Annotated in this window: 24 protein-coding genes and 3 tRNA genes; 6 read left to right on the top strand and 21 right to left on the bottom strand. The window is 56.2% G+C overall.

Going from position 1 to position 25,488, the window contains the following annotated elements; genetic code table 11:
* The first annotated feature begins 12 nt into the window (after positions 1-12).
* The 3 genes from kdsA to JRJ26_02305 are packed head-to-tail and all read left to right on the top strand — an operon-like array spanning position 13 to position 2,445.
* A complete protein-coding gene (kdsA, locus tag JRJ26_02315; protein MBW2056308.1) occupies positions 13-852 on the top strand; it encodes a 3-deoxy-8-phosphooctulonate synthase in 840 nt (279 codons plus the stop codon).
* Positions 853-854: 2 nt separating this feature from the next.
* Positions 855-1,877, top strand: a complete 1,023-nt coding sequence (locus JRJ26_02310; protein ID MBW2056307.1) for a CBS domain-containing protein — start codon at positions 855-857, stop codon at positions 1,875-1,877.
* A gap of 34 nt (positions 1,878-1,911) precedes the next feature.
* Positions 1,912-2,445: an HAD-IIIA family hydrolase gene (locus JRJ26_02305; protein MBW2056306.1), complete on the top strand. Its 534-nt coding sequence runs from the start codon at positions 1,912-1,914 to the stop codon at positions 2,443-2,445.
* Positions 2,446-2,525: 80 nt separating this feature from the next.
* On the opposite strand, the gene JRJ26_02300 is transcribed toward JRJ26_02305, so the two are convergent.
* The 11 genes from JRJ26_02300 to JRJ26_02250 form a co-directional block, all read right to left on the bottom strand.
* Positions 2,526-3,368, bottom strand: coding sequence for an energy transducer TonB (locus tag JRJ26_02300; protein MBW2056305.1), 843 nt, complete (start codon positions 3,366-3,368; stop codon positions 2,526-2,528).
* Between the two features lie 2 nt (positions 3,369-3,370).
* Complete coding sequence (locus tag JRJ26_02295; protein ID MBW2056304.1) at positions 3,371-3,796, bottom strand: biopolymer transporter ExbD; 426 nt, start codon at positions 3,794-3,796, stop codon at positions 3,371-3,373.
* A gap of 18 nt (positions 3,797-3,814) precedes the next feature.
* Positions 3,815-4,417: a MotA/TolQ/ExbB proton channel family protein gene (locus JRJ26_02290; GenBank protein ID MBW2056303.1), complete on the bottom strand. Its 603-nt coding sequence runs from the start codon at positions 4,415-4,417 to the stop codon at positions 3,815-3,817.
* A gap of 9 nt (positions 4,418-4,426) precedes the next feature.
* Positions 4,427-7,300, bottom strand: a complete 2,874-nt coding sequence (locus JRJ26_02285) for a tetratricopeptide repeat protein (protein MBW2056302.1) — start codon at positions 7,298-7,300, stop codon at positions 4,427-4,429.
* 416 nt (positions 7,301-7,716) lie between these two features.
* The gene (gene lptF / locus JRJ26_02280) at positions 7,717-8,895 is read right to left on the bottom strand and encodes an LPS export ABC transporter permease LptF (GenBank protein ID MBW2056301.1); all 1,179 of its coding nucleotides are present in this window, start codon (positions 8,893-8,895) and stop codon (positions 7,717-7,719) included.
* The gene (locus JRJ26_02275) at positions 8,892-10,289 is read right to left on the bottom strand and encodes a replication-associated recombination protein A (GenBank protein MBW2056300.1); all 1,398 of its coding nucleotides are present in this window, start codon (positions 10,287-10,289) and stop codon (positions 8,892-8,894) included. Before JRJ26_02275 ends, lptF begins: the two co-directional genes overlap by 4 nt.
* 72 nt (positions 10,290-10,361) lie before the next feature.
* Complete coding sequence (locus tag JRJ26_02270; GenBank protein MBW2056299.1) at positions 10,362-11,216, bottom strand: amidohydrolase family protein; 855 nt, start codon at positions 11,214-11,216, stop codon at positions 10,362-10,364.
* 5 nt (positions 11,217-11,221) lie between these two features.
* A complete protein-coding gene (locus JRJ26_02265; GenBank protein ID MBW2056298.1) occupies positions 11,222-11,836 on the bottom strand; it encodes a threonylcarbamoyl-AMP synthase in 615 nt (204 codons plus the stop codon).
* Between the two features lie 106 nt (positions 11,837-11,942).
* Positions 11,943-12,416 (bottom strand): GNAT family N-acetyltransferase, encoded by a 474-nt coding sequence (locus JRJ26_02260; GenBank protein MBW2056297.1) that lies wholly within the window; start codon positions 12,414-12,416, stop codon positions 11,943-11,945.
* 426 nt (positions 12,417-12,842) lie between these two features.
* Positions 12,843-13,607, bottom strand: coding sequence for a TIGR04211 family SH3 domain-containing protein (locus JRJ26_02255; GenBank protein ID MBW2056296.1), 765 nt, complete (start codon positions 13,605-13,607; stop codon positions 12,843-12,845).
* Between the two features lie 29 nt (positions 13,608-13,636).
* Positions 13,637-14,125 carry a hypothetical protein gene (locus JRJ26_02250; protein MBW2056295.1) on the bottom strand — a complete coding sequence of 163 codons (489 nt, stop codon included), beginning with the start codon at positions 14,123-14,125 and terminating at the stop codon, positions 13,637-13,639.
* An 812-nt stretch (positions 14,126-14,937) separates the two neighbouring features.
* Between JRJ26_02250 and JRJ26_02245 the strand changes: the two genes are divergently transcribed.
* From JRJ26_02245 to JRJ26_02235, 3 genes are all read left to right on the top strand, one after another.
* Positions 14,938-16,146: an NAD(P)/FAD-dependent oxidoreductase gene (locus JRJ26_02245; protein ID MBW2056294.1), complete on the top strand. Its 1,209-nt coding sequence runs from the start codon at positions 14,938-14,940 to the stop codon at positions 16,144-16,146.
* A 10-nt stretch (positions 16,147-16,156) separates the two neighbouring features.
* Complete coding sequence (locus tag JRJ26_02240) at positions 16,157-16,315, top strand: rubredoxin (GenBank protein ID MBW2056293.1); 159 nt, start codon at positions 16,157-16,159, stop codon at positions 16,313-16,315.
* Positions 16,316-16,400: 85 nt separating this feature from the next.
* A complete protein-coding gene (locus tag JRJ26_02235) occupies positions 16,401-17,411 on the top strand; it encodes a DUF72 domain-containing protein (GenBank protein ID MBW2056292.1) in 1,011 nt (336 codons plus the stop codon).
* Between the two features lie 113 nt (positions 17,412-17,524).
* On the opposite strand, the gene JRJ26_02230 is transcribed toward JRJ26_02235, so the two are convergent.
* The 10 genes from JRJ26_02230 to JRJ26_02185 form a co-directional block, all read right to left on the bottom strand.
* Positions 17,525-17,609 (bottom strand) — tRNA-Leu (locus JRJ26_02230).
* Positions 17,610-18,255: 646 nt separating this feature from the next.
* Entirely contained in the window at positions 18,256-19,494 is a 1,239-nt protein-coding gene (locus JRJ26_02225) for a serine hydroxymethyltransferase (GenBank protein ID MBW2056291.1), read from the bottom strand.
* Positions 19,495-19,789: 295 nt separating this feature from the next.
* Positions 19,790-19,861 (bottom strand) — tRNA-Cys (locus JRJ26_02220).
* Positions 19,862-19,892: 31 nt separating this feature from the next.
* Positions 19,893-19,965, bottom strand: a tRNA-Gly gene (locus JRJ26_02215).
* Positions 19,966-20,244: 279 nt separating this feature from the next.
* Entirely contained in the window at positions 20,245-20,862 is a 618-nt protein-coding gene (locus JRJ26_02210; protein ID MBW2056290.1) for a transglycosylase SLT domain-containing protein, read from the bottom strand.
* A gap of 190 nt (positions 20,863-21,052) precedes the next feature.
* Positions 21,053-21,529, bottom strand: a complete 477-nt coding sequence (locus JRJ26_02205; protein MBW2056289.1) for a DUF488 domain-containing protein — start codon at positions 21,527-21,529, stop codon at positions 21,053-21,055.
* 127 nt (positions 21,530-21,656) lie between these two features.
* Positions 21,657-22,622, bottom strand: coding sequence for an AAA family ATPase (locus tag JRJ26_02200; protein MBW2056288.1), 966 nt, complete (start codon positions 22,620-22,622; stop codon positions 21,657-21,659).
* 62 nt (positions 22,623-22,684) lie between these two features.
* Positions 22,685-23,758, bottom strand: coding sequence for a DUF763 domain-containing protein (locus tag JRJ26_02195; protein ID MBW2056287.1), 1,074 nt, complete (start codon positions 23,756-23,758; stop codon positions 22,685-22,687).
* 20 nt (positions 23,759-23,778) lie between these two features.
* Complete coding sequence (locus JRJ26_02190; GenBank protein MBW2056286.1) at positions 23,779-24,033, bottom strand: hypothetical protein; 255 nt, start codon at positions 24,031-24,033, stop codon at positions 23,779-23,781.
* Positions 24,006-25,157, bottom strand: coding sequence for a glycosyltransferase family 9 protein (locus tag JRJ26_02185; GenBank protein ID MBW2056285.1), 1,152 nt, complete (start codon positions 25,155-25,157; stop codon positions 24,006-24,008). The genes JRJ26_02190 and JRJ26_02185 overlap by 28 nt, the downstream gene beginning before the upstream one ends.
* Positions 25,158-25,488: the final 331 nt, after the last annotated feature.

The following is a 25,488-nucleotide window of genomic DNA, read 5'->3' as shown; positions in this document are numbered from 1 at the left end:
TGGAGGTTGGATATGACATTGATCGACCCGGTGGCTCTTGTCGAAGTATCAGGGATTCCCTGCGGTAGGATCCATCTCTTCCTTATCTCCGGTCCATGTGTGATTGAAGGGCCGGAGGTAATGAAACGGACGGCCGAAACCCTCGGCCGGATCGGAGCACGCCTCGGAGTCCCTGTGATCTTCAAGAGTTCGTTCCAGAAGGACAACCGGAGCTCGGCCGAGTACTACCGCGGCCCGGGACTCGATGAGGGACTGAGAATTCTCGATCAGATCCGTTCCGAGTTCGGTCTGCCTGTCATGTCTGATGTCCATCACCTGGGCCAGGTTGCGGCGGCAGGCCAGGTACTCGACCTCATCCAGATTCCGGCCTACCTCTGCATGCAGACGGACCTGGCAGAGGCGGTAGCCAGAACCGGGAAGGCGGTCAACATCAAACGGGGGCAGTTCCTCGCCCCAGAGAATATCTCCAAACCTGTGAAGAAGATCGAGCGCATGGGAAACCGCCGGATCCTCGTTACGGAGCGGGGCTACACTTTCGGTTACAACGACTTGATCGTCGATCCTCGGAGTTTTCACATCATGCGCCAGGCCGGCTATCCTGTCGTCTTCGACGTCACCCATGCGGTACGCCGCTATGGCATCCCAAGCTCTGATCCTCGGGGAGGCAGCCGTGAGTACCTGCCCGTTCTCGGCCGTGCCGGAGTGGCTGCCGGCGTGGATGGACTCTTCATCGAGTGCCATCCCAACCCGCCGGAGGCAAGATGCGACGCCTCCAGCCAGATGTACCTAGACGACCTTGAGGAGTACCTTAAGCCTCTCCTCGAGATCAACGCCATAGTAAAGGAGGGGTAGAGATGGAACTCTTCATTGACTCGGTGGACCTCGATGAAATCAGAGCCGCTCTCGATTTCGGCTTCCTCCAGGGGATCACCACGACACCGACTTTCATGCACCGAGAGGGTATCCGCGACGTGGATGGTGCGATCGTGGAGCTGTCCAAGATTGCCGAGCAACTCCACGTCGAGGCTTTGGGCAGGACCTGTTCCGAAATCCTGGCCGAGGCCGAGCGGATCTCGGCTCTGCCGGGATTGGCAAAGACACCGACCTTCAAGATCCCGGTTACCAACGAAGGTCTCAAGGCCGCTTACCGGCTGACCCAGCGGGGAGAGAAGACGAACATTCATCTGGTCTACACCCTTAATCAGGCCTATCTGGCGGCCGAATCGGGGGCCGGTTATGTCTGTCCCTTGGTGGGCCGGCTGCACGACCAGGGCCACGATTCTTTCGCCATGATCGAACAAGCGGTCAACATGGTGGAGAGATACCGTTATCCTACCAAGATTATGGTCTCATCGGTCCGGCACTTGGAGCACGTGCGCATGGCGATCCTATGTGGAGCCCATGCGATCACGGTTCCCTGGAGAGTTCTGAGGATCCTTTCCGAGAACGTGCTCACCGGCCGTGGCATAAGCGATTTCAGCCTCCACACCAAGCTCACCACCTATACGGTGCGCCAGATCATCCGCCCGGCCAATCCCGTCGTCTCCGAGGGTGCAACCGTCGCCGAGGCGGCCATCGAGATGACCAAGTCCAGGCTGGGAGCTGTCTCCATCGTGGACGGCGATGGACGTCTGATCGGGATACTGACGGACGGCGACCTCCGGCGTTTGATAGACCGGGGTGACCTAGCCCAGGAGAAAGTGGCCCGCCTGATGTCGCGGAACCCGAGGTGGGTGTCGGAAGAGACCCTTCTACAGGACGCTCTGGAACGGCTCCGCCAGGCTCAGGTCGACAACCTGGTGGTGGTTGATGCCGACACCAGACCTGTTGGTATGATCGACGTCCAAGATCTGCTCCGGGAGGGACTGATCGAATGAGGAGCCACGCGTGCTGACTCTTGAAGAGGACGAGATGAGAAGGCGGGCCTGCGGGCTCCGTCTCCTGCTATTCGACGTCGACGGTGTGATGACGGACGGGGGCGTGATCCTTGTGGGCCGGACGGGGGAGGCCAAACGGTTCGACATCCAAGACGGCATGGGGGTGACTCTGGCCCGGGCAGCAGGTCTGAAAGTGGGAATCATCACCGGTCGGGTATCCATGCCCGTTGATCGTCGTGCTAAAGAACTGAGCATGGACGAGGTATGCCAGGGTTATTTCCACAAGGAAGACGCCCTGGAGATGCTGATCGAAAAACACGGCCTCAATCCCTTGCAGATCGGCTACGTGGGGGACGATATTCTCGACCTTCCCGTAATGAGGCGGGTCGGGTTGCCCGTAGCCGTCTCCAACGCCTGTCCCGAGGTGAAAGACCACAGCGTCTATGTCACTCGGGCAAGGGGAGGATACGGTGCCGTCCGTGAAGTGGTCGACTGGCTCCTGGAACTCAGAGGGGAGAAAGAGGCTGTCTACCGGCGTTTTGCGGCAGGAAGACGGGAAAAACCCTGAGGGGATGCAAGGCGGTCTCCTGGGGGCCTGCCGACCCGAGGGTGATCATCTGCGACCCCCCCTTTTCCAGATCCCCGGAACTATTGAAGCCTGAACTTGATGGTTACAGTCCCCCACTGTTCGATCTGGGGCTTGTTGGCAGGAATGGCTCGAAAGCGCCACTTTCGGAGGTAGTTTGCAGCCACCCTTTCGAGTTCAACATCTCCGGCCCGGTTCAGAGGGATAACCCGATCTATCGTCCCGTCCGGGCGGACCCAGAATTTCATCTCGAACTCGGTTTCAATCCGGGCCTTCACATCCGGTACGGGCGGGACATAGGTGAGCTCTCGTCGAGAGACCGGCCCTGAGATTCCAAGCTTCCCGTTCTTCCCTTTTCCCGGGATCTTCTTTGCGGCTGTCAGGCAGAGGCGTGCCATCACCCTCTGTTCACCCGGATCGACCTCGACGTTCTCATTCTTGAGAGCATCGGCACCAATCTCCACGGCCAACTCAGGGCCCGGGTAAGGTTGACCCGATCCCCTCGCCTCTTCGAAGGCCTTGGCCACCTCCTTGTAGAAAGGCCAAGCCTGCAGAGCCTGTTCTTTGGACGCCGCCTTCTGCACAGGAGCAAAGAGCACATCGGCAGAGGGGGCTTTCAGGTTCTCTCCCAGACTCAACTCCTCCATTCTCTTTTCCAAGACAAGCAAGTCCACAGGGGGCACCTTCGTATCAGGCTGGACTCCCTTCCGGCCGGCTTCACGTAACCTTCCCGCAACGGGCTGGGGCAAGACCTCCAGGTCCACTCCCCTCGATCCTAGAAGCTGAATCGGGATGATACCCGAATCGTTCCCCATGAAATCGGGCAGCGCCATTGCCAGTAGGAGATGGATGGCAAGGGAACAGAAAAGAAAGATCAACAGGCCCTTCCCAACGGTGTTCTTCAATCCTACCTTCTTCCTCTCTTTCCGAGTTTCGTTGCGATGGCGAGCCTGTTCAAACCCGCATTCTTCGCGACGTCCATGACTGCCACGACATTTCCATGGATGGTGTTCTCATCGGCACGGATAATGACCATGGTGTCCCGGTTCTCCCTGGCCACCTTGTTGAGAACCTTCCTGAGTTCTTTCAGGCTTATTGGACCACCCGTCTCTCGATCCACATAGAGTTTGCCGTCTTTCGTGATAGTTACCTTGACCTCCTTCCGCTCCTTGGCTATTTCCCTGGCTGAAGATTTGGGCAGGTTGACCTTGATGGCCGGCGCACCCACAAAGGTGGTAGTCAGCATGAAGAAGATCACCAGAAGAAGGACCACATCAATCAGGGGGGTGATGTCCATTCTAGGATCCACCCGTTTTGTCTTCTTGAACTGCATTTACTCCTCCGTGCTGCCCTACCTCTCCTTCAGAAGATCGGCCACTCGAATGGAGTTCTCTTCCATCTCCATTATCAATGCGTCAGCCTTGTCCGCCAAGTAACGATAGACTACATAAGTGGGAATGGCAACAATCAGTCCTGCCGCCGTGGTTATCAAAGCCTCTGATATCCCTCCGGCCAGATCGCCGGGATTCCCCACTCCACGCATGGTAATCACCTCGAAGGCTTTGATCATTCCCGTCACGGTACCCAATAGACCGAGAAGAGGGGAGATTACGGCGATCGTGCCGATGACGTTTATGTAGCGTTCCAGGACCGAGGCCTCCTTCCGTCCCACCTCCTGAATGCTCTCCTTGATGACCTCCCTTCGCTTCCCAAAATGGCGGATGCCGGCGAGGATGATATTCGCCATGGACGATTCATCGGTTCGGCACCTGGTAATAGCCTCGGGTATTTTCTCTCGGCGAATGAGATCCTCCACCTCTATGAGGAAATCCCTCGGTATCACCCTGCTTCTTCGCAGGCTCCACAAGCGCTCCAGGAAAATGGCAAGGGCAACTACAGAACACAGGGCGATCGGGATCATGACCCATCCCCCTTTCACTATCATAGCATACATCTCCGCCTCCTATTGGTTTCCGATTCTCCGGTCGATCTCCTTCAGTATGTTTCTAGCCCTCTCACGCACCGCCTCCGAACGGGACGTCTCCATGAGTTTCGAACAGACCCGCCTGGCTTCGGCCCATTTTCCCTGTTCCACATAGATCTCTCCGGCCTGGAGCAAAGCCGTATCCACCTGTCGCCTCTGACCGGGATAGAGATAGATGGCCTTCATGAACTCAACGATGGCCGTGTTGCTGTCTCCCATTTTTCGGTAGGCTTCGCCGATTCTTACTTGGGCGAGACTGGCCACCTCGGGATCCCCCGATTTTGTCGCGCTCCTCAAGACTTTGACAGCCTCAGAATATCGCACGTCTCTGAAAAGAATCAACCCCAATTTGAGGGCAGCTTCAAAGCGGATCGGGTCATTCGGGTAGGTCTCCATGAGCTCGGCGAGCCTCTTTTCGGCCAGGTCTGTCCTTCCGAGCCTCTCGAAGCAATCGGCTGCTCTGAGATAGGCCTTTCCGGCCAGATGGCTGGCAGAGAACCTCACGGCCACGCGCCTGTACCCCTCCAAGGCCCTCCGATAGTCGCCGAGGGCGAAGCAACTCTCGGCGATTCCAAAGTAGGCATCCACAAGGTAGTTGCTCTTTGGATAGAGTTTGACTACACGGCCGAACTCGATGCGGGCCTTTTCGAAATCCTTCCGTTCCCTGTAGATCTCCCCGAGCTTGAATTGAGCATCGTCTGCGAGTTCACTCCTGGAATACCTCCGGAGCAACTCCCGGTAGGCACCGACGGCCATGTCCACCTCGTTGCTTCCAAGGTAGTACCCGCCCAACCTGAACAGGACATCCGCTCCCAATGGATTGTCAGGGTATTTTGATAGGAAGTCTCTGGCCCGATCCACGAAATTGGTGTATCTCTTCTGGCGCTCGAAGGTCAAAAGAATTCCATACTCCGCTTCCGGTGCCTCCTTGGACCGGGGAAAGTCCCGGATAACCTGGAGGTACGTGAGGGTCGCCTTCATGTAAAGTCCGAGGTTGTAGTAACAGTCCCCGATCCTCAACAGAGCCTGTGAAGCGAATCTCGAAGGAGGCGTGTTTTCCGCCACACGCCTGAATTCCTCCGCTGCCTCTTCATACATGCCTCTCCTGTAATGAGACCAAGCAATCCAGTACCTTGCTTCCACAACCAGAGGACTCCCAGGGAACTCTTCCGGAATCCTCGATAGTCGATCAACGGCGAGATCGAACCTACCCTCCCTGTAGTAGATCCGGCCCTCGATGAAATAGGCGCGATCCAGGCTCCCGCCACCTCCGTGTTCGATAAGCTGATCCAGATAGAATAGCGCCTTGGAATAGTCTTTTCTGTTGTAGAAAGCCTCTCCGAGTCTAAGTTGGACGTCCGATGATAGAGGATGATTCGGGTAGCGATCCAGGAGTTCAAGAAAACTCCTGATAGCAGAGTTCCAATCTCCCTCCTGGAAGTAGTAACGCCCCAGGCTGTTGAGCACCCTGGGATAAAAGTCCGGACTCCCCTCAAATTCTTTAAACAGTGCCATGGCCTTTCTCGGATTCCTTCTCTGCAGAAAAGCCTCTGCCATCCAATAAAGCGTTTCCTGCCGTCGAACCGAATCCGGGGAATTCTTGAGCAGGAGTTCCCAAGATTCAATGGCCTTGCCGTACCTTCTCTCCTGATATAGACAGAGCCCCATCTTGAACAGGGTTTCGTCCACGATCGTCTGCTGTTGCGCCACATCTCTGGCAAGCCCGTAGGACGTGGCTGCCTCCTCGTATCGCTTCAGGTTGTAGAAGGCTTCGCCGAGGTTGAAATAGACAAGAGCCTTCAAGTCGCTCTCGGGATGGATCCTGAGAAGCTTCCGGTAGAGCTCTATTGACGCTGAATAGTCTCCCTTCTGAAGATAGGAATAGGCGATATCGAAAAGGGCGTTGTCCGTGCCCTCGAAATATGGAAATCGCGCAAGCAACGCTTCGTAGGTCTTCAGAGCCTCCTCGCTCTCATCTTTGCCCAGGTAACCTCTCACCAGTGCACAGAGAATCGAATCCGCCACAGGACTGTCGGGTGATTCCTGGAGATATCCCTTCAGTACGGAGGTCCCCTCGTCATAACTCCCCGCACGGATCAGGCTGAGTCCCAGACCGAGGACGGCGTCGCCTTTCAGACGTTCAGAAGGACCGGAATCCACCACTTCCCTGAAAACTCCGGCTGCCTCTTCGAAGCGAGCAATACGGTAAAGATCTCTCCCAATGGAGAAGCGCACATCCAGAGCTCTCTGGTGGGTGGGATAGGTGGCAAGGAAGAGCCGCTTCGAGGCGATCCCATCTTCCATGTGTCCTAGTTTCGCCAGGGCCTCCCCGGTCCAGAAAAGGGCTTCTCTCGTGAGAGGGTTGTCTTTCGGACCCTTGGCAAGGAGCTGAAATTGGGAAAGAGCCTTCTCAAAGTCCCCCTCTTCCATAAAGATCCAACCAATGGAGTAGCGAGCCCAATCTACCATGGGATGGCCCGGGTAGTTCTCGACCACCTGCTGAAATCTCTTCAAAGCCTCATCACGTCTTCCCAGGTGATACAACGACTCGCCCATATAGTAGAGGCTGTAGCCGCTTAATTCACTCCCCGGATATGCCTCCGCGGCTTGTTCAAGGGATTTGATCGCCCCTTCAAAATTCCCGGAAACATACCGCTTCATGCCTTTCCTGTAATCGGCCTTGGCCCCCTGGACGACCCTGGCTGCAGAAGTAGGCACGGCTCCCGAATAGGCACATCCTGGTGCCTTGGCAGGAGGAGCACCCTTCTCCCCTCTCTCGACCCTCTGGAGTACTCCAAAGTCGACCCTCGGTTCCTCCTTGGCGCCACGGGCAACAAACGATGGAAGGGGCATTTCCGAGATCTCATGAAAAACAGAGGAATCCTTGCCAAAAAAGACTACTGCCGGAATATCCAAGTCCAGGGGTCTTTCCTCTCCCTTGATGGTATGACGACCTGTAAGGCTCAAAGAGCAGGCCAAAAGGACCAGTACAGTCGTCCTGAGAAGGGAAAATCCCCTCAACCCTCTTGGACACGAGGAGGAAGAGAGACGGGAATCAAAGAAGATCTTCACGTTGGACTACCCTCAAAATGTCTCACCGGCTGCCTAATAGAGAAGTAATTTTAACCAGTTAAAGGATTTTTGAATAATTAACAGAAAGGCCCTCCATTGTCAAGCAAAACGGGGCCTGAGCTTTCTCGCTTTCCGACGAAGAATTCTTTGCAATCTAGCTACCTTACATGCCTCGCTCCATTTCACGGCAGGCCATCTTACCCCTTCGGTCTGATCCGAGTTGCCACCTCATCCAGTAGCCAGCCTAACCTGTCTCCAATTGAAGAAGGTCTTTCGAGGCCTCTCCTGACGAGAAGAAAGACTCCAAGGGAGAAAAAGACCGCATTGGGGATCCACGTGGCTACCCATGGCGTCAAGACCGCTCTTGCGGCCAGAGCCTCCATGGCGGTCATCAGCACGTAGTACCCAAGGATCACACCGAGGCTCTTGACGAGACTGTATGACCTCCCGGATCTGGGGGGCCGTACCCCGATAGCGATTCCCAAAAGCCCGAACGCAATCGAGGTAAACGGAAAAGCGTATTTCTCATTGATCACGACTCTCTCGTGGATCGACTCCTCTCCTCTCGCCTCCTTCTCTCTGATCTCCTTCCTCAACTCCCCAATCGACTTCTCACTGTCCATGGTCCTGATCTCCCCGTTGCCTCCAAGAGAACCGGCAAGATCCAACCTCATGGAGTAGGTATCAAAATCGATTTTCCGGTAAAAGCTCTCTTCCCGGTCCGTGATATGGATGCTTCCATCCTCCAGTACCAGGATCACCTCCCCTTTATCAGGGTCTGACACCACTTGGGCTACTTTCGCGACAACGACCTGCCTCTGCTCCCTGTCCCTCTCATCCTGGATCAAGACCCCCTCCATCCTGTCCCCCCTGGGATTCATTCCATCGACATAGAAGACAAGCCCGGGGAAGCTGTCATTGAAGACACGGGGTTTCAACTCGATATGCACCTTGGTTCGGGCGATCTCGTAAAGCGTATTTCTGAAACTCCTGCTTCCCCAGGGAAGGGCATAAATCGCCATCAACGCGGCAGCCAGGCAGCAGAGAAGAGAGACCGTCAAGACCGGAGGAACCAGCTGAAACAGACTTATCCCAGAAGCCTTCATCGCCGTGAGCTCGTGGTCGCCTGACAGTCTTCCGAATGCCAGAAGCACACCGAGAAGCAGGGCCATGGGGATTGCGAAGACCAGGAAATTAGGGAGGACAAAGACGAAGAGTTTGATAACATCGACAAGGTTCACGCCCTTGTTGATGACCAGGTCTGAAAGCTTGAACATTCTCCCCACCAGAAGCACGAAAGTGATTACACCCAGTCCCATGCCCAATGGAGCCAGAATCTCCCTCAGCACATAGAAGAATATCTTCCTCCTTTTCAAGGTGGAGCTCCTCTTTCACTCCCGCCACCTGGTTCTCTGCTCTTCCTTCTGTCTTTCCACCAGGCGGCGAGTCGGGCCCTGATCTCCTTCTCAAACCCGCTTTCCCGTGGTCGATAGTACACTCTCCCCTTCAGGTTTTCGGGAAAATAATCCTCCTCCACGAACCGACCCGGATAATCATGAGGATACTTGTACTCTCTCCCGTAACCCAACTCCTTCATAAGCCTCGTAGGAGCGTTCCTCAGGTGCATGGGAACCGGGAGCGTCTTCTTTTCTCGGACGTCTCGTATCATATCCCGGTGGGCCGTATAGATGGCGTTGCTCTTAGGCGCGGTCGCCAGGTATACGGCTGCCTGGGCCAGTGCCAGATCTCCTTCGGGAGAACCCAGGAACCGGAAAGCCTCAGCCGCTGCTAGTGCCATCTGCAAAGCCTGAGGATCGGCGTTTCCCACGTCTTCCGATGCAAAGCGGACCATCCTTCGAGCCACGTAAAGGGGGTCTTCCCCTGCCTCCAGCATCCTTCCCAACCAGTAGAGTGCCGCATCCGGGTCTCCGCCTCGCAGGCTCTTGTGGAAGGCAGAGATGAGGTTGTAGTGTTCCTCACCATTCTTATCGTAAACCAGAGACTTCCTGCCCAAAACCTTTTTCAGGACTTCCTCTGTCAGGGCTCTTCCGGTTCTCTGATCAGAAGGTGCCAGTTCCACGGCGAGTTCCAAGGTGCTCAGGCCGACCCTGGCGTCTCCGTTGGCAAAGACGGCCAGGTTTCTGAGAAATTCATCGGAGGCCTTCACCTCCAATCCGCCCAGCCCCCTCTCCCTGTCGCCGAGTGCCCGCCTCAAAATCTCCATAATCTCCTCCACACAGAGAGGCTCCAAAACAAAGACTCTTGCTCTGGACAGCAGGGGAGATATGACCTCGAAGGAGGGGTTTTCCGTGGTTGCCCCTATCAGAATCAGGGTACCCCTTTCCACGTGGGGCAGGAAAGCATCCTGCTGGGCCTTGTTGAAACGGTGAATCTCGTCGACAAAAAGGACGGTCCTCTGGCCATGGTACTTCATCCGTCCCTTCGCCTCTTCGATGACCTCTCGAATCTCCTTAACACCGGAAAGAACGGCGCTGAAACTGATAAAGTGGCAGCCCGAGGCACGAGCCACGATCCGGGCTAGGGTGGTTTTCCCCGTTCCAGGAGGACCCCAAAATATCATGGAGTAGATATGGCCCTTCTCGATGGTGTCCCTGAGAACCTTCCCCTCCCCCAACAGATGCTGCTGCCCCACGAAGTCATCGAGGGTCTCGGGCCGCATCCGTTCAGCCAGGGGGGCCCACTGCCTCGACACCCTACCGGCCTCTCCTCCGAAAAGATCTCCCGCCGGCTTTTTCGGTCCTATTTGCATCCTCCTGTGAGCCACTCCAGCCGGGGCAAGGGTAACGACTCCATGCTCCCGGCCTGGAAAGAGCAAGGCACCTTACAGGGCAAGGATTCCCCTCAGATTCTCCCCCAGAATCTTCTCAACGGATAATCGGTCCAGGCCTGCCCCCTCTATCTCTCTGATGTACCGTTCCGGCCCTAGAAGGGGGTAGTCGCTCCCGAAAATGATCCGATCTGGACCAACTATCTCATGGGCCACCCGATAGACAACCTCCCTGTAAAGAAAAGGGCTGGCCGCTGTGTCATAGTAGACCCTCCGAGTCACCCGGGCCACCGAGGGCATCATTTCATAAAACACGAGCCCACCACCCCAGTGAGCCAGAATGATCACAAGGTCGGGGTAGGAAGATATGAACCAGTAGAATTCCTTCAGGTCCGTATCACCCTTGCCCGGATAGAAATGCCCCACGGTCTCATTGGCGTGGAGGAGCAGGGGCAGTTTCAGATCCACCGCTCCCCTGCAGATGGGAGCCATCCTGAGACAGTCCTGCCGGGTCATCTTCCGTGTATAGAAGCCGAGCTCTCCGATCCCTCGAAGCCCCCCCTCAGCACAGCGTTCAATCTCTTTCGGCGCACGTTCCGGCTCTTCCAGGCAGACCGAACCAAAACCCACCAGCCGGCCGGGGAAACGCTGGACAGCCTCCAGGATCGCATCATTCGTCATCACACAGAGGTCATGGCTCTGCCAGGGGAACCCGCACACAACGGCCATGTCGACCCCAGCGTCGTCCATCGCTGCGATCACGGACTCGGGTCCCACCAGCTTTGCCTTTTCGTTGCCGTATATCTCGCGAAAGGCGGGATCCATCTGGCAGTAACTATGCCGGTTCTCGCGCACCTTGCGGGGAAAGATATGGGTATGCCCATCGATGATCATGCCGTCTCGATCCAACCCTCCTAGATCGATTCGAAGACGCTCACGTCGCCTTTACCCCGCCGGACCACTCTCGGCTCCTCATCGGTCAGGTCGATGACACTCGAGTGCTCCGCCGCGATAATGCCTCCGTCGATAACGAGGTCGAGTTGCTTGCCGAATCTCTCTTCGATCTCGGCCGGATCACTGTACAGCTCCTCATTCACCGTATACACACTCGTACTGATAATGGGATGACCCAGTGAACGGACGATGCTCAGGCAGATCTGGTTGTCTGGAACACGAATCCCGACCGTCTTCTGCTTGGTAGTGGCTATCTTCGGCACGAGTTTGGTCGCCTCGAGGATAAAGGTGTACGGCCCGGGGAGAAGCCTCCTCATCGTCTTGTAGGCGTAGTTTGAAACCCTGGCATACCGGCTGATGTCGTCAAGGTCGGAGCAGATAAAACTCAATGGCTTCTTTCTGTCGTGTTTCTTCAGCCGATAGATCTTCTCTATCGCCTCTTTGTTGAAGAGATCGCAACCGATTCCATAGATCGTATCGGTGGGATAGCCGATCAGCCCCCCCTGCTGCAGCACCTTTACAGCCCTGTCAACCAATCTCTTCTGCGGATTCTTCGGGTTGATACTGATGATCATGCCTCCTGCCTCCTTTGCCGGAACCTCATCTTTTACTGTCAAGCCTTATCCCCAAGCGGTGACCCCATCGGGTTTCGCGGGTGGGCAGTTCCTGCCCCTTCCCGGCTTAGAGAATCATGTAGGCCTTAGCAAGCCACGCCTTGAACCCCATGGTCTTCCAAAAAGCTTCGGCCCCCCGATTCTCGAGCTGATAGAAGAGCTCGACATGGCCGATCCCTTTCTCCTTGAACCAGTCCAGGAGCCTGCTGCACAGTGCCTTTCCGATCCCGGACTTCCGCCTTTCCTCCTTGACGAAAACGTTCTCGATATAACCCACGCTCTCAGGGATAACAACGGATGGGTTCCTGTTGATCCGCCCCATGGCAAAACCAACTAGTCCCTCGGAGCCCTCGGCGACGAAAACGGCGTAGTTTGGGTCTCGAAAGACCCTTCTCAAATATGTCATGTACTTCTTCCTCGCATCGGGTGAAATCCTGTAAAAGCCGTCCATGGGACTTACAAGGGTAGCCAGCCCGAACCAGAGATCGGCAACCTGATCCAGGTCCTCCCTTTTCCACCCCCTCAGCTCCACCCTGTCCATTCCATCCCCTCCCATCGGAGCCCTCGTCTCTGTTCTTCCCGGTTCTTGAGATCAGGCCCTGCCGACAAGGAAGCTTCAAAAGAACAAAGAACCCCACTCTCCGTCCTGCTGGCTCCACTCAAAGAAATTCTACTTCTCAAGGAGAAAATACTCAACAGGGCAGGCTCGATCATCTCAAGGCGGATGCCCTATCCACGGGAAAGTCAACAGAAGAATTCACATCCTGCAGTACCGTGGCCCATGAGTCACGGCCCTTCTTGTCTTGGAGCAAATCTTGGAGCAAAACCGGGTCAAATCGGCGAGCACACCCCTTGAATGAGAATCGGGAAGACCGGATACTCCCTGGCCTGTTGTCCGCAACCACAGGCTTAGACAGAATCTATCCACTGGATTTCCACAGTCCATCCACACCTGTGAGTTCGATACCTATCTGAGATAGAACCGGTTCTTGTCAGGACGTCTTGCCATGTATCCGAGAATCAGTCCCACCAGAAGCGCTCCGGCGGCGATGAGGTAGACCTCTTTGCGTCTTGTCAGGCTTTGCCCCACCCCGGCAGTCTCATCACTGCTATCCTGTGCGATTCTCTGTTTCAAATCCCCCAGTTCAGCCTTCAAGACGGCCTCTCTGGCCCTGAGGGACTCCAGTTCGGAAAGTTGCCTCTTCAGAGATGCATTCTCATCCCTAAGCCTCGCAAGGAGCAGGGATGTGCCGCCCCCCTCTCCTCCCGATTCCCGAGTGACTGGAGATGGCTTACCGACCCCCTGCTGTTCGAGTCGTTCCAGGGCGGCCGACTTGTTCTTCACCTGTTTCTGCAACTGTTCAATGGTGAGAGACAACTGCCTGATCCGGTCCTTGAGGTTCTGGATCGTGAGGGACTCAATCCTGATCCGCCCTTGCAGCCGCTCGATAACAACAGACTTGGGCAAGTCCCGTACGAGGTACTTCTTCAGAACCCATCCGGTTCTACCGTCCTCCAGCTTCACCTTCGCCCAACCGTTATCCGTCTCAAGCACCTCCACTGCCGTGTCCGAAGGAAGAACGGCTATCGAGGGTTGCTCTAACTCGGGTGTATTCCGGAGGGAGAGATAGAGGCGGTCGGTCACATACATGGTTTCAGCCAGTCCAACCCCGCTCATCCAGCAGAGAGAGCACGCTATTAGAAGGAAAAAGGAGTACCTGATCCTGTTCATCTTCCGTCGCCCACCGACTGGCTATCCACTCACAAATCTCCCAGTGCCTCTTCCGCGAACTGTCTCAGTTCCTCGTCCCTGGCAGTCATGGCGAGAATCTCCAGCTTTGACCTCAGCCCCTGCTTCTCCAGGGCGGTTCTCCCACCGTATTGCTTCCTGAGTGCCTCAATGGCCCGGCGTACGACAGATGGTTCGTCATAGTCGAGCAAGAGAAAGAGAGTGCTCCAGTCGTCAGGAAGACCGTATTCTTCGATATACGTGTTGACAGCCTCGCCGAACCGAGGGGACCCGTAGGATTCATATATCGCCCTGTGGTCGTCCTTGTGCTTGTCAGTCCCTTTCTTGCCCATGAATAGTCTCTCGGCTTCTTTCCGGTACTGTTTCTGGAGCCAACTCGAACGGGAGGCTTTTTGTCTGGTTTCGGATCTCTCGCGGGACACATGGGAACTCCGGTCTCTCCTCCGGTCTATCTCCCTCCAGCTCGGCCGATCCTCGTCATAGTAATCCCTTCGACCCATTGGGCTGTCCCTCTCTTCCAACAAACCCAGAATCTCCAGAGAACACCCGGCCGCCGAATCCTCGACAAGCCAGTTGCTAAAATCATGCCCCAGAAGCTCTGGGAAGTCAACCTCTTAAGGATTTTGTTGAGTTTCCTGACTCTTGGAGAACACCCTTGCCTCCGGGCGGCATTGCGGAAGCGGTGGGGTACGCATCAAGGGGGAGGGGGGAGGGGAAGGGTGGTGTTCGTGATTCGTGTTCGTGAGTCGTGTTCGTGGGTCGTGTTCGTGGGTCGTGATTCGTGTTCGTGATTCGTGTTCGTGATTCGTGTTCGTGGGTCGTGTTCGTGGGTCGTGATTCGTGTTCGTGATTCGTGTTCGTGATTCGTGAGTCGTGTTCGTGGGGAAGGGGCAGGAACTGCCCATCCGCGAACCTTGATAGGGTCACCGCGTGAGCTCAGGAGCGAGGGGACAAGGGCGTTCTCCTGCCAAAACAGAAAGAAATCGTGAAGTCATATACTTGCAAGAATCCTCGGCCGAAAACCCAGGAAACTCCACCTTAAGGATTTGCATGTTGAACACCAGATATTCGACTCTCTCCGGTGAACCCCGGGTTATCGAACGTGTGGTATCCCGTGCACATGGCAGGGCCCGACGGTCTCTGCCTCCCGGAGAACTCAAAACCAAAGTCTCTTCCCGGGGTGGCGGCCGCCCCCGGGGTTGAATTTCTTTTGCCCTCCACATTAGAATTAGATCAATTTTCAACATCCGTGGGTTCCGTACTTGAAGCGGTTTTACCGTGTTCTTTCCTGTCCGGGCCTGGGAGAAAAGTCATGAGACGGTATGTGATTGTCGGGAACGGGGTTGCAGGAACCACGGCGGCCGAGTCGATCCGGCAGGTGGATAAGGCCGGGAAGATCGATATCTTCACCGACGAGCCGCAGCCCTTTTACACCCGTATCAGACTCCCGGAGTATCTTGCCGGGGAGGTGGATGAGGAGAAGCTCGTCGTTCACAAACCCGGATGGTATCACGAGCATTCGATCGAGCTCCATCTGGAGGAACCTGTAGTACTTGTCGATCCCGAAAAGAGAGAGGTTCAAACCACCAAGCAGGCTGCCTATCCGTATGACCGCCTCCTGCTTGCCACCGGCAGCCACCCCTTTGTTCCACCCGTCAAGGGTGCGGCAAAGCGCGGTGTCTTCACCCTCCGGTCCTTGAAGGACGCCGAGAAGATCCGAGAATATGCTGCCAGCACAAAGAAGGCAGTTCTCATCGGCGGGGGCGTCTTGGGCCTTGAAGTGGGAAACGGATTGCGCCGGCTTGGCATCGAAGTCTCCGTGGTCGAGTTTTTTCCAAGGCTTCTTCCACGGCAGATGGATGTTCCTGGAAGTGAGCTTCTGAAAAGACAGATGGAGACCATGGGATTCAGATTCTATCTCGGGGCGAGGTCGAAGGAGATAGTGGGAAAGGCCCGAGTTGAAGGGGTGGTTCTCGAAGAGGGCCCCACCCTTCCCTGCGACATGCTGCTTTTTTCGGCAGGCATCCGCCCAAACCTCGATCTGGCAAGGAGCCTCGACCTCGAAATAGAAAGGGGGGCGGTCGTCAACGACCACCTGGAAACCAAGAGACCGGGTGTATACGCGGCAGGAGACCTTGTGGAGCACAGGGGGCTTTTCTACGGCATCTGGCCCGCGTCACAAAAACAAGGCGAAATAGCTGGAATCAACATGGCTGGAGGCGAAGCCTCGTATCAGGGAACCGTAATGTCGAACCGCCTCAAGGTGGCAGGTATCGACCTGATCTCTTCCGGGAATATCGACTCGGATAGAAATCTGAAAGATCTGGTACGGAAAGACGAGGGAAAATTTGTTTATAGGAGGCTGGTCCTGGAAGGCGGTGTCATTGTCGGATGCATCCTTATGGGAGATATTTCAGGGCATCGAGAGATCCTCCACGCCATGGAGAACAGAAGAGACGTGACGGCCTTCAAAGGAGATATCCTCGCAGAGGGGTTCGATTTCCAGAAACTCGAGAGATAGGGAGGAAACGATGGACAAGTGGCAGTGTACGGTATGCGGATACATCTATGACCCGGAAAAGGGAGACCCAGACAATGGAATCGATCCAGGCACCCCTTTCGAAGAACTCCCTGACGATTGGGTCTGTCCTGTGTGCGGAGCCTCCAAGGACGAATTCGAAAAAACCTGAACCCGCACAGGCTCTCTCCTGCCCTGATCCGGGCGTGTCAATTTGATCTTCTTTTGTTGCCGTATTGTCTGTCGATCAGGGGAAAATGGCTGGGCAGCAAATCCACAGTGTGGAGGGGTTTCGTTTTAGAGACCTCCATCCCCTTGTTTCAATCGGGACCGCCAGCGACAGATACGCAGGCTGGCTCGGGCAGATCTATTCCGAGCAGCTCTACAGGGGTAGGATATCTCAAAGGCTCAAGACGGTGGGAGGGGGATCCTTCAGGGAGGAGGTCCTGCCCGTCAAATCAGTCGAAGAGTACTTTGAACATTTCTCTGTTCTCGAATTGGATTTCACCTTCTACGGTCTCCTGCTCGACGAGGATCTAAGACCCACGCAGAACTACAGGGTCCTTCAGAGTTACCGCAAGTACATGGGTGCAAGTGACCGGGTGATCATCAAGGTCCCCCAGGTGATTTTTGCCCAGAGGCTTTGGAGAGAGAAGAGGTTCGTTGAGAATCCCGACTATCTTAACCCGGAGCTCTTCACCCGGCGGTTTTACCAACCAGCCGTGCAGCTGTTTGGAGATCTGCTCCAGGGACTGATCTTCGAGCAGGAGTACCAACCGAAGCAAGACAGAACCTCTCCCGATGCCTATGCACTGGCACTCGACGGGTTTCTCCAAGAGATCCCCAAGGACAACAGGTACCACATAGAGGTCAGAACAGAATCCCTCCTTTCAGAACCCTATTTCAGTGTTCTCGAAAAGCATGGAGTCGGGCAGGTCCTGTCGCACTGGACCTGGCTCCCCTCTCTCCGGAAGCAGTTTACGCTGAGTGGAGGCAGGTTTCTGAACCGGAGTGGACAGACCGTAGTGAGGCTGATGACCCCTCGCGGAGTGCGGTACGCAGAGGCATACGCAATGGCCTATCCTTTCAACAGGCTGGTAGACGGCATGATGAGCCCTCACATGGTGGACGAGACGGTCGAGGTCATGTCAGAGGCCGTTGATCGAGGCGTGCATGTCAACGTGGTGATCAATAACCGTGCAGGCGGAAACGCTCCAATTATCGCCCAGAAGATCTCGCGGAGGTTCCTGGAGGCGAGACATGTCTGAAAACCCGGACTCGATAAGGCCCTCGTGAGAGGAAGATCTCGGTACCCTTGTGGGAACCCGAGGCTCTGTCTTCTCCTCACCACGGCAACACAAAAAAAGGCCGGTCCCGTCAGTGCCGGAGGTGGGAGTCGAACCCACACGGCCGCAAGGGCCACGGGATTTTGAGTCCCGCACGTCTACCAGTTCCATCACTCCGGCTTAAAGCCCGTCCATCACAGGCGGAAAGCAGATCTCCGCTCCCCCCAAGGCACGCGGCCGAGGCCGACGGATCGCGAGACGACCTCCCAGCCAGAGATGATAGCCTATAGGCTCTCTCCTGTCAACAGCGAGTGAGGTTTAGTTTCCTGACTTTTGGAGAACACCTTGCCTCCGGGCGACATTGCCGGAGCGGTGGGGTACCCATCAAGGGGGAGGGGGGAGGGGAAAGGGCGTGTTCGTGGGGCGTGAATCGTGTTCGTGATTCGTGTTCGTGGGGCGTGTTCGTGAGGCGTGAGGCGTGTTCGTGATTCGTGTTCGTGTTCGTGGGTCGTGTTCGTGATTCGTGTTCGTGTTCGTGATTCGTGTTCGTGTTCGTGGGTCGTGTTCGTGAGGCGTGATTCGTGTTCGTGGGGAAGGGGCAGGAACCGTCCACCCGCGAACCTTGATAGGGTCACCCCGTGAGCTCAGGAGCGAGGGGACAAGGGCGTTCTCCTGCCAAAACAGAAAAAAACCGTGAACTCATATACTTCCAAGAATCCTCGGCCGAAAACTCAGGAACTCCACCGAGTGAGGTCTGCTTAGCCTCGTATTGAAAAGGCCGGCCCCCATGATGGAACCGACCTTCCTGTCGTTTCACTATCGTGTCCTACCCTGCATAGACAGGAAACCGCTCACACAGTCCCGAGATCTCCCGGTTCACACGACCCAACACATCCTTTCTGGCACGGTTGGACAGGGCAACATCGATCAACTCTGCTATACGGGCGACTTCGGATTTTCCCATTCCCCTGCTGGTAATCGACGGAACACCGAGTCTGATGCCACTTGTTATTGTCGGATTTTCTGGGTCATAGGGCACGACATTCCGATTGACGAGTATCCCCACAGATTCAAGAACCTCTTCGGCTACGCTCCCTTTCAATCCTTTCGGCCGCAAGTCCACAAGAACCATGTGATTCTCCGTCCCCCCGGATACCACTCTGTACCCTCTTCTGCCGAGTTCTACCGCAAGACAAGCCGCGTTTTCCAGGGTTCTCTCCTGAAGATTCACAAAGTCCGGCTTCATTGCAAGGTTGAAGCAGACGGCCTTTGCGGCCACAAGATTGAGTGTGGGGGTACCCTGGCTGCCGGGGAATATGGCCCTGTCGATCCTGTCAGCGTACCTCTCCCTGCAAAGGATAACCCCGCCTCTTCCCCCTCTCAGTGTTTTATACGTGGTAAAGGTCACAAAATCGCTGTAGGGAACCGGGCTGGGAATGACTTTGGCCGCAACCAGGCCTGCGATATGGGCCATGTCCACCATCAGATAAGCCGACACATCCCTGGCGATTGCGGCCATCTTCGGGTAGTCTATGAGCCGGGAGTACGAGCTTGCTCCTGCCACGATCATCTTCGGCCTGAATTCCCTCGCAAGACGGCTTACTTCGTCGTAGTCTATCAACTCGGTTTCTCGATTCACGCTATAGTGGGAAAATCTGAAGCACCTACTGGTAGTAGAAGCAGGATCTCCGTGTGAAAGGTGGCCGCCGTGAGAGAGCTTCATGGAAAGAACCCTGTCCCCCACCTCGAGAACGGAGAAATAGACGGGCAGGTTGGCCGAAACACCGCTGTGGGGCTGGACATTTGCGTGTTCGGCGCCGAAGAGTTGTTTTGCCCGCGAAATCGCCAGGCTCTCCAGCTCGTCTGCGAGAGCGCATCCCGAGTGGAAACGCCTGCCCGGATAACCCTCTGCCGCCTTGGCATTGAAGACAGATCCCTGAGCCTCCATTATCGACTCCGGGGCGTGGTTCTCTGAAGCGATGAGATCTAATGTGCCGTTTATTCGAGCCCTTTCGGCTTCGATGATCCCGGCGACTCTCGGGTCGTCCTTAAGTAAATCAGACATGGCCATTCTCCGCTTTCGCCCTGGTCGGACTGCATCGTTTGGAAAGCCCGACCGAGCTCTTCAGTATTTCCCAAAATCGCGTACAGCCTCATACATTGCCATTATGTTCTCTGGTGGAGTTCCAGGACTCTAGGTGATCGGTGTCTCATCACCACAACGTTACTGATGCCCTGGCGTGCACAACGACGAGAGGCTGGAGAGGGGCAACATGGCGGGTCGTTCTAGAGGAAGCATCCAAAAACAAAGAACTTCCGTGAATTCTGTTCAAGCCTGGGGGTCCTCGGCTCCTGCGCAAAGGCGGCGACCGGATTTGAACCGGTGAATAACGGTTTTGCAGACCGTCGCCTTACCACTTGGCTACGCCGCCGAAAGGGCCCTCCCCAAAGGCCCAAAAAGAGAGCGGGAAACGGGACTCGAACCCGCGACCCCAACCTTGGCAAGGTTGTGCTCTACCAACTGAGCTATTCCCGCACCTGATCCTCTTACATATATTTATCTACAATGGAGAGCAGCCCTTGTCAATACAGAATCTCTTCGTAGTTTGCCGAGCTCTCTATCGGCGAGTCTTGCGAGTGCTTGACCCTGTATCTGGTTCTATGCTTCGGCAGGAAAACCCCTTGTTGCTTTGCTCCCAAGGTCTTCCGGTGACCCAATCGGGATTCACGGGTGGACAAGCACGGCCTTGGGTGGCGTCAAGGACCCGGATGATCCCCAGGAGACCTCGAACCAGAGAAGCGACCTCTTCTGCAGCTACCGGTTGTAAATCCTGTAGAAGTGGAGAACCTTCTTGACGAAACGGCGGGTTTCTTCGTAGGGGGGGACGGAATTGAACTGCAGGACAGCGTTTTTCCCCGCATTGTAAGCCGCGAGGGAGAGTTCCAGGTCATTGCCGAAAGTCCTGAGAAGCCGTCTAAAATACCTGACTCCGGCGTCGATATTCTCCCGGGGATCAAAGGCGTCTATCACGGAGAGATTTTCAGCCGTCGTGGGCATAAGCTGCATCAGACCCATTGCCCCGGTACGTGAAACCGCCTGTGGGTCGAAATCCGATTCCGCCCGAATAATAGCCTTGATCAGAGCGAAATCCACGCCGTACTGTCTGGAGGCCTCCTCGATCAAGTAGTCAAACCGGTCTTTGTCTGAATAGTGAAACTCGATGTCCCCATCCTCTTTCAGATAGAGAACGTACCTGGGGCTCGTGGGCACATTCGAGAAATGGACCACCCCTTCCTGATCCACGTACTTGTAAATTCCGGCTCGGGCCTGGCGCACCTGGCTGAGATGTGAGGCGACAAGAAAGGCAAGACCAAACCATGCGGCCCTCTGTAGTCCCCTTCCCCGAACCTGCCTTGCCCTGGATCTCGGCATTGATTCAGGATACCCTGGGACCAACTCTCCAACCACCTCCCTTTGTTGATCCCTTTAGCAATCCGAATGCCAAGTCTCACACCGCAAGGTCCTCCCCTCTCCATGAGGAACGGCCGGGCGTCTCGAACATGGATAGGCCCCTTTGACCTTTGCTCAGGGTCGATCTGGAAATGGCCTGTTCCCGGCCACGCTATCGGCCGTTTCCCGTCCTTCCCGTTCCCGCCCATGCTCTGCCCTTCTCGATGAGATGGACCACACGCCGCCCTATGTTCTCCAAGGCGGCACCTATGAACCTCCTGTGGCATTTCCACGGGAGTTTTTCGGCACAGATGACAGCGGTCGCCCCCTTGCCGGCCACTGAGAGGAGAATTTCCAAACCCCGGCTGAAATCAGGAGACTCCATGTAAGCCTCGTACCCTCCCTTCCTGTATCCTCCCAGGTACCCGCCCAGATACAGGTAGTCGAAGCCCTCGGCCGCCAAAGCCTTCTCGAGGTTCTCTCTCCTGAAGTGCTCGAATCTGCTTGTGGGGAACCGCCTCACATCCACTACGCTGACAATACCATAACAGTCCAGGATCTCGATGAATTCCTGGAACTCCCGATTGCTCGTCCCCAGGGTATAGATGGGACGGGAAAGGTCTGGTTCATGATTCAGAGGCCTACCCATGAAGGATTTCTCCAGTCCTGACAAAGCTTCCTGTTCCAGACGGGCATTACGGAAGCGGTGGGGCACCGGTCGAGGGCAAGCAGGCGCCGGCCTGAGCGCAGTCGAAAGGAACGGCAAAACTCCGTCTTCAGAACGGGGAAAGGGCAGGGATTCCACCGGGCCCAACAGGGCGCTCTCCGTCGGAATCCTCGGATAGGTCGAGTCTGACACTTCCGAGACGGACCGTCCTGACTCTCCCCAGGTCGGCCTGAGAGGGGACAACGCACACCAGCACCCCTTCGCGGCGGCTCAATTTCTCGACGATGCCCAGGGCGACAAGGAAATTGTCCGGCCCGTTGAGCCCCACGAGCAGCCCCTCCAACTCCCCCTGCCCTCCCCCCTCGATCTTCCGGCGATGAGTTCCGGTCAGCCCGGTTCTTCTCAGATCGACCTCATGGAAGCGAACCCTCCTGAAATACTCCTTGAACCGACTCCATCGGTAATTCCGCCTCTCCTGCTGCGAGCGGATCCTCACAGGCGGCAGGCAAGGGAGCCGGTGGATCACTCCTCCTTCGAGCCCCTCCTGAATCCTCAGGAGGGGCTCGAGCTCCCCGTCACGCTGGAGGGCAAGGATATGTCTCGGCCCAAGCAGGTCCAGCTTCTGGTACTTCAGTTCGATAGCATCCTCACCTGTCACGTATCCCGTTGTGTCGATAAGGGCGACTCGCCCTCGGTCCACCAGGCAGCGCTCCAGAAGTTTCTTCAGTCCTATAAGGGTCTCCACCCTGTGCCCCCTGGGAGAGGTGGATCCTACAAAATACAGCTCCCCTGCCTGGGGGACCCCGCCGGCGCCCCAAGGCGCCCCAACCAGAGCCACACCCTGTGTAGTCGGCGGTCCCAAGATGGATTGCCCCATGTCACCATCGATATAGGCCACCCTTTCTCCCCTGGCAGAAAGTTCCCGGGCCAAGAAGCGGATGAGACTGGTCTTGCCCGTGTCCGGAGCGCCCAGAACCATGACAGGACCTTTCTCATCCTGGATTACCGGAACAAGCCTTCTCCACTCGCCAGGCGGATCAAACGTACCCTTTCCCCAAGCATCATTCCCAGACACCGCGGCCCGCTTCCCCCTTTGGATTCCGAAGGCACTCCCCGGTCCGTGCCGGGAAGGACTCTCTAGCCCGTCATGAGACGGTTCAACCTCCTCAGCGCATCGACTCTGTCCCGCTGTCCGATTCTTGCCCTTCTTATAGCCTTTTCCAGCAATGAGATGGATCGGTCGTAGATCTCCCTGTCCACCGGGTAAGGATGGCCGTCCTTGCCCCCGTGGGCGAAACTGAACCGGGCCGGGTCCCTGAAACTGGGGCAGGCTCCATATACCAGCTCTGCAATAAGACTGAGAGACCGAATCGTCTTCGGCCCAACTCCCTCAATCCCCAGGAGAGATTCAAAGTGCTGGGGTTGACGCTCGTAAATCTTGGTGAGAGTCTTCTCTATCCGGTTGAAATCTATATCCAGGACCCTTATGTCATGGTGGGCCGGCAGGGTCAGAGTCCGGGCTTTCTTTAGCTCTCGAACCACCCGATCAGGGGTCTCGCAGGCCACAACGCTGACGGCTTCCCGCGATTGCCGGCTTTCGGCGGCCACCATGTTGAGACCCGGCTGCCGGGCATCGCAACACACCGCCTGGTGGGGCTCGCAGACAAAGTCGTGATCGTCTCCGCCCAGCCAATGGTACCGCCGGGCATAGCGAGTCTCGCAATTCATACCCTGCTGGACCACCGCCCACTCACCCTTCTCGGTGAAGAAGAAGACATGGTGATAGAGCTGATATCCATCCTGCACAGCGGCACTGTCCACCTTTGCAGCCATGCGACTGGCGTAAACCAACCCATCCGGATCCAGAGACAACCTTCCGCAGTAAGCCTCAATCGTCTGAGGCGTTTTCCTGGAAGCCCTTCCCTTGCCCCCTGCCGCATAAAAACCGAGGTCCCCCTCGAGTCCGCCGATCCCCTCTTTTACTGCTCCACAGACCGTGGTAGTCAAGCCGCTGGAATGCCAGTCGAAACCCAATACACAGCCAAAAGCCTGAAACCAGAAAGGATCTGACAGCTTCTTAAGCATTTCAAAGGGCCCCATTTCATCGATCACGAGGATGACGATCTCCCGGGCAAGAAGCTTCATCCGCTGGAAGAGCCATCTGGGAGCCCTGCCCCCGTGAAGGGGAAGATTGGCGATCCCTGTTCTCATCTCGACCTCTCCAGGAGGCCTCAGTCCGTCACTTTGTATACCGTATCATGCTCCCTGACACGGTCCTGCACCTTGATACCCACATCGGCGCCAGGGCCGGCCCTGTCGACGTTCCGGTTCTCAATCTGCATGGAGCCGACCTTCTGTGTGAAGTCTGTAGTATGCCCCTGAACATGGATCGTATCGTCGACTGAAAGAGTCCCCTCCAACTTGACTGCTGCCACGCCGATCTTTGAGAAATACTTGATCACTGTTCCCACCTTTTCCTCTGCCACGGTAAACCCCCTTTCTCGATCCCCCCTGCTCTCATCCTCACGCAGGGGACGACATCGCCTCCAGCTCGGTCGGGGAAATCGGCCGGAAGATTCAGGAATCGGCTCCTCCCCCGGCTGTCCTTTCCCATGATTCTACCGACCGCCTGGAAGACCTGATCCACTGGGATGTCCAGAAGACATCGCCGCACCTTGCACCGCGCCATGGCCTGCCTATCGCAAGGCGCACATGAGATATCCTTGCTCACCAAGACGATCTTTCTTCCCCTGGGAGCCCACCTGGCAGGATCGCTCGGCCCGAATATGGCCACTACGGGCACCCCGACGGCGGCAGCCAGATGTGTCACCCCCGAATCGTTCCCTATGAAGATCGAACACTTCTCCAGAAGAGCCCCCAGTTCGGGAAGGGACAGGCCTTCAACGACCACAGACCCCTCCGGCCTGCGGCACTCCAGCAACTCCTCCCTCACCTGCTCCTCTCCCGGACCCATAATGAAGAGAATCATGGCCTTGTAAGCAAGGCGGAGGGCTTGTGCGAGGGTCCGGAAGCGCTCAATCGGCCACACCTTCGCGGGGCTGCCGCTTCCAGGGTGGATGGCTATCAAGCGGCTTTCGGAATCAATGCCGAGGCTTCCCAGCAGCCGCTGTGCCTCAACCCGGTCCTTGTCCGAAAGACGAAGCTCCGGGACATCGCCGGGTACCGGCAGTCCCATGCACCGGGGCAGCGACAAGAGATGATCCACCATGTGAACCTTCTCGCCCCGGGGAGGGAAGGGCGGGACCGCAACAACCCTTGCCCCGCTGATCGCCTGCAGGTTACGGACAAAAGGACCTTTGCCAGATCCGACGACACATATAAGCTGGAAGGTTCTGAGGAAATCCTCAAAAGCCCGCGGCGGCCTTTTCCTCTCCTGGTAGAGAAGAGCCACTTCCGCCCTTTCTACCGAGACGACCGCGTCTCCGTAGTAGCGACCCTCGGCGAGCTCCAAGATCCGAGGGTACCCCATCAGTGTCACGTGGGCATGAGGGATAGACCGGCGGAGAGAAGCCAGTGCCGGCAGGAAGCAGAGAAAGTCACCCAGAGCACCCTGATGGATTACGAGGATTTTCTGAATGGGTCGTTCCACCTCCCGCGCCCCATGTTCGGATTCCCGGCGGGCTCTCTCCCGAACTACCCGCCCTTTCATCCACAGGGTTTGTGGAAAACCCTGTGGAAAACCCTGTTCACCCGGCAGTCAAGTCCTTCATAATTCGTAATTTTTGGCGTTTTGCCTAAAAACTGTGCAACAGAAATACCTTTCTATATCAGACACTTACATTCCTATACCTGACAAACCTCCATCTCTCCACGAAAACTGCCGGCCCCTTTCTCTCCCGTCTATGATCCAACGCCCCTCCTGTTTCGGTTCTTCAATGAAAAATTTAAATCCAATTCTGGGATCTTGTCAATCCATTCCT

It is taken from the genome of Deltaproteobacteria bacterium, assembly GCA_019308905.1.
Classification (GTDB): Bacteria; Desulfobacterota; BSN033; order WVXP01; family WVXP01; genus JAFDHF01.
This window is presented reverse-complemented; position numbering and strand designations above follow the sequence as displayed.

Excerpts from the sequence above, each read along its gene's own strand:
- kdsA (MBW2056308.1), top strand. The coding sequence starts at position 13 with ATGACATTGATCGACCCGGTGGCTCTTGTCGAAGTATCAGGGATTCCC.
- JRJ26_02235 (MBW2056292.1), top strand. The coding sequence starts at position 16,401 with ATGGCTGGGCAGCAAATCCACAGTGTGGAGGGGTTTCGTTTTAGAGAC.
- JRJ26_02205 (MBW2056289.1), bottom strand. The coding sequence starts at position 21,529 with ATGGGTAGGCCTCTGAATCATGAACCAGACCTTTCCCGTCCCATCTAT.
- JRJ26_02255 (MBW2056296.1), bottom strand. The coding sequence starts at position 13,607 with ATGAACAGGATCAGGTACTCCTTTTTCCTTCTAATAGCGTGCTCTCTC.
- JRJ26_02275 (MBW2056300.1), bottom strand. The coding sequence starts at position 10,289 with ATGCAAATAGGACCGAAAAAGCCGGCGGGAGATCTTTTCGGAGGAGAG.
- JRJ26_02310 (MBW2056307.1), top strand. The coding sequence starts at position 855 with ATGGAACTCTTCATTGACTCGGTGGACCTCGATGAAATCAGAGCCGCT.
- JRJ26_02260 (MBW2056297.1), bottom strand. The coding sequence starts at position 12,416 with ATGGACAGGGTGGAGCTGAGGGGGTGGAAAAGGGAGGACCTGGATCAG.
- JRJ26_02285 (MBW2056302.1), bottom strand. The coding sequence starts at position 7,300 with ATGCCCCTTCCATCGTTTGTTGCCCGTGGCGCCAAGGAGGAACCGAGG.
- JRJ26_02195 (MBW2056287.1), bottom strand. The coding sequence starts at position 23,758 with ATGAGAACAGGGATCGCCAATCTTCCCCTTCACGGGGGCAGGGCTCCC.
- JRJ26_02250 (MBW2056295.1), bottom strand. The coding sequence starts at position 14,125 with ATGGGTCGAAGGGATTACTATGACGAGGATCGGCCGAGCTGGAGGGAG.
- JRJ26_02240 (MBW2056293.1), top strand. The coding sequence starts at position 16,157 with ATGGACAAGTGGCAGTGTACGGTATGCGGATACATCTATGACCCGGAA.
- JRJ26_02295 (MBW2056304.1), bottom strand. The coding sequence starts at position 3,796 with ATGCAGTTCAAGAAGACAAAACGGGTGGATCCTAGAATGGACATCACC.
- JRJ26_02225 (MBW2056291.1), bottom strand. The coding sequence starts at position 19,494 with ATGTCTGATTTACTTAAGGACGACCCGAGAGTCGCCGGGATCATCGAA.
- JRJ26_02210 (MBW2056290.1), bottom strand. The coding sequence starts at position 20,862 with ATGCCGAGATCCAGGGCAAGGCAGGTTCGGGGAAGGGGACTACAGAGG.
- JRJ26_02305 (MBW2056306.1), top strand. The coding sequence starts at position 1,912 with ATGAGAAGGCGGGCCTGCGGGCTCCGTCTCCTGCTATTCGACGTCGAC.
- JRJ26_02290 (MBW2056303.1), bottom strand. The coding sequence starts at position 4,417 with ATGTATGCTATGATAGTGAAAGGGGGATGGGTCATGATCCCGATCGCC.
- JRJ26_02265 (MBW2056298.1), bottom strand. The coding sequence starts at position 11,836 with ATGATCATCAGTATCAACCCGAAGAATCCGCAGAAGAGATTGGTTGAC.
- JRJ26_02245 (MBW2056294.1), top strand. The coding sequence starts at position 14,938 with ATGAGACGGTATGTGATTGTCGGGAACGGGGTTGCAGGAACCACGGCG.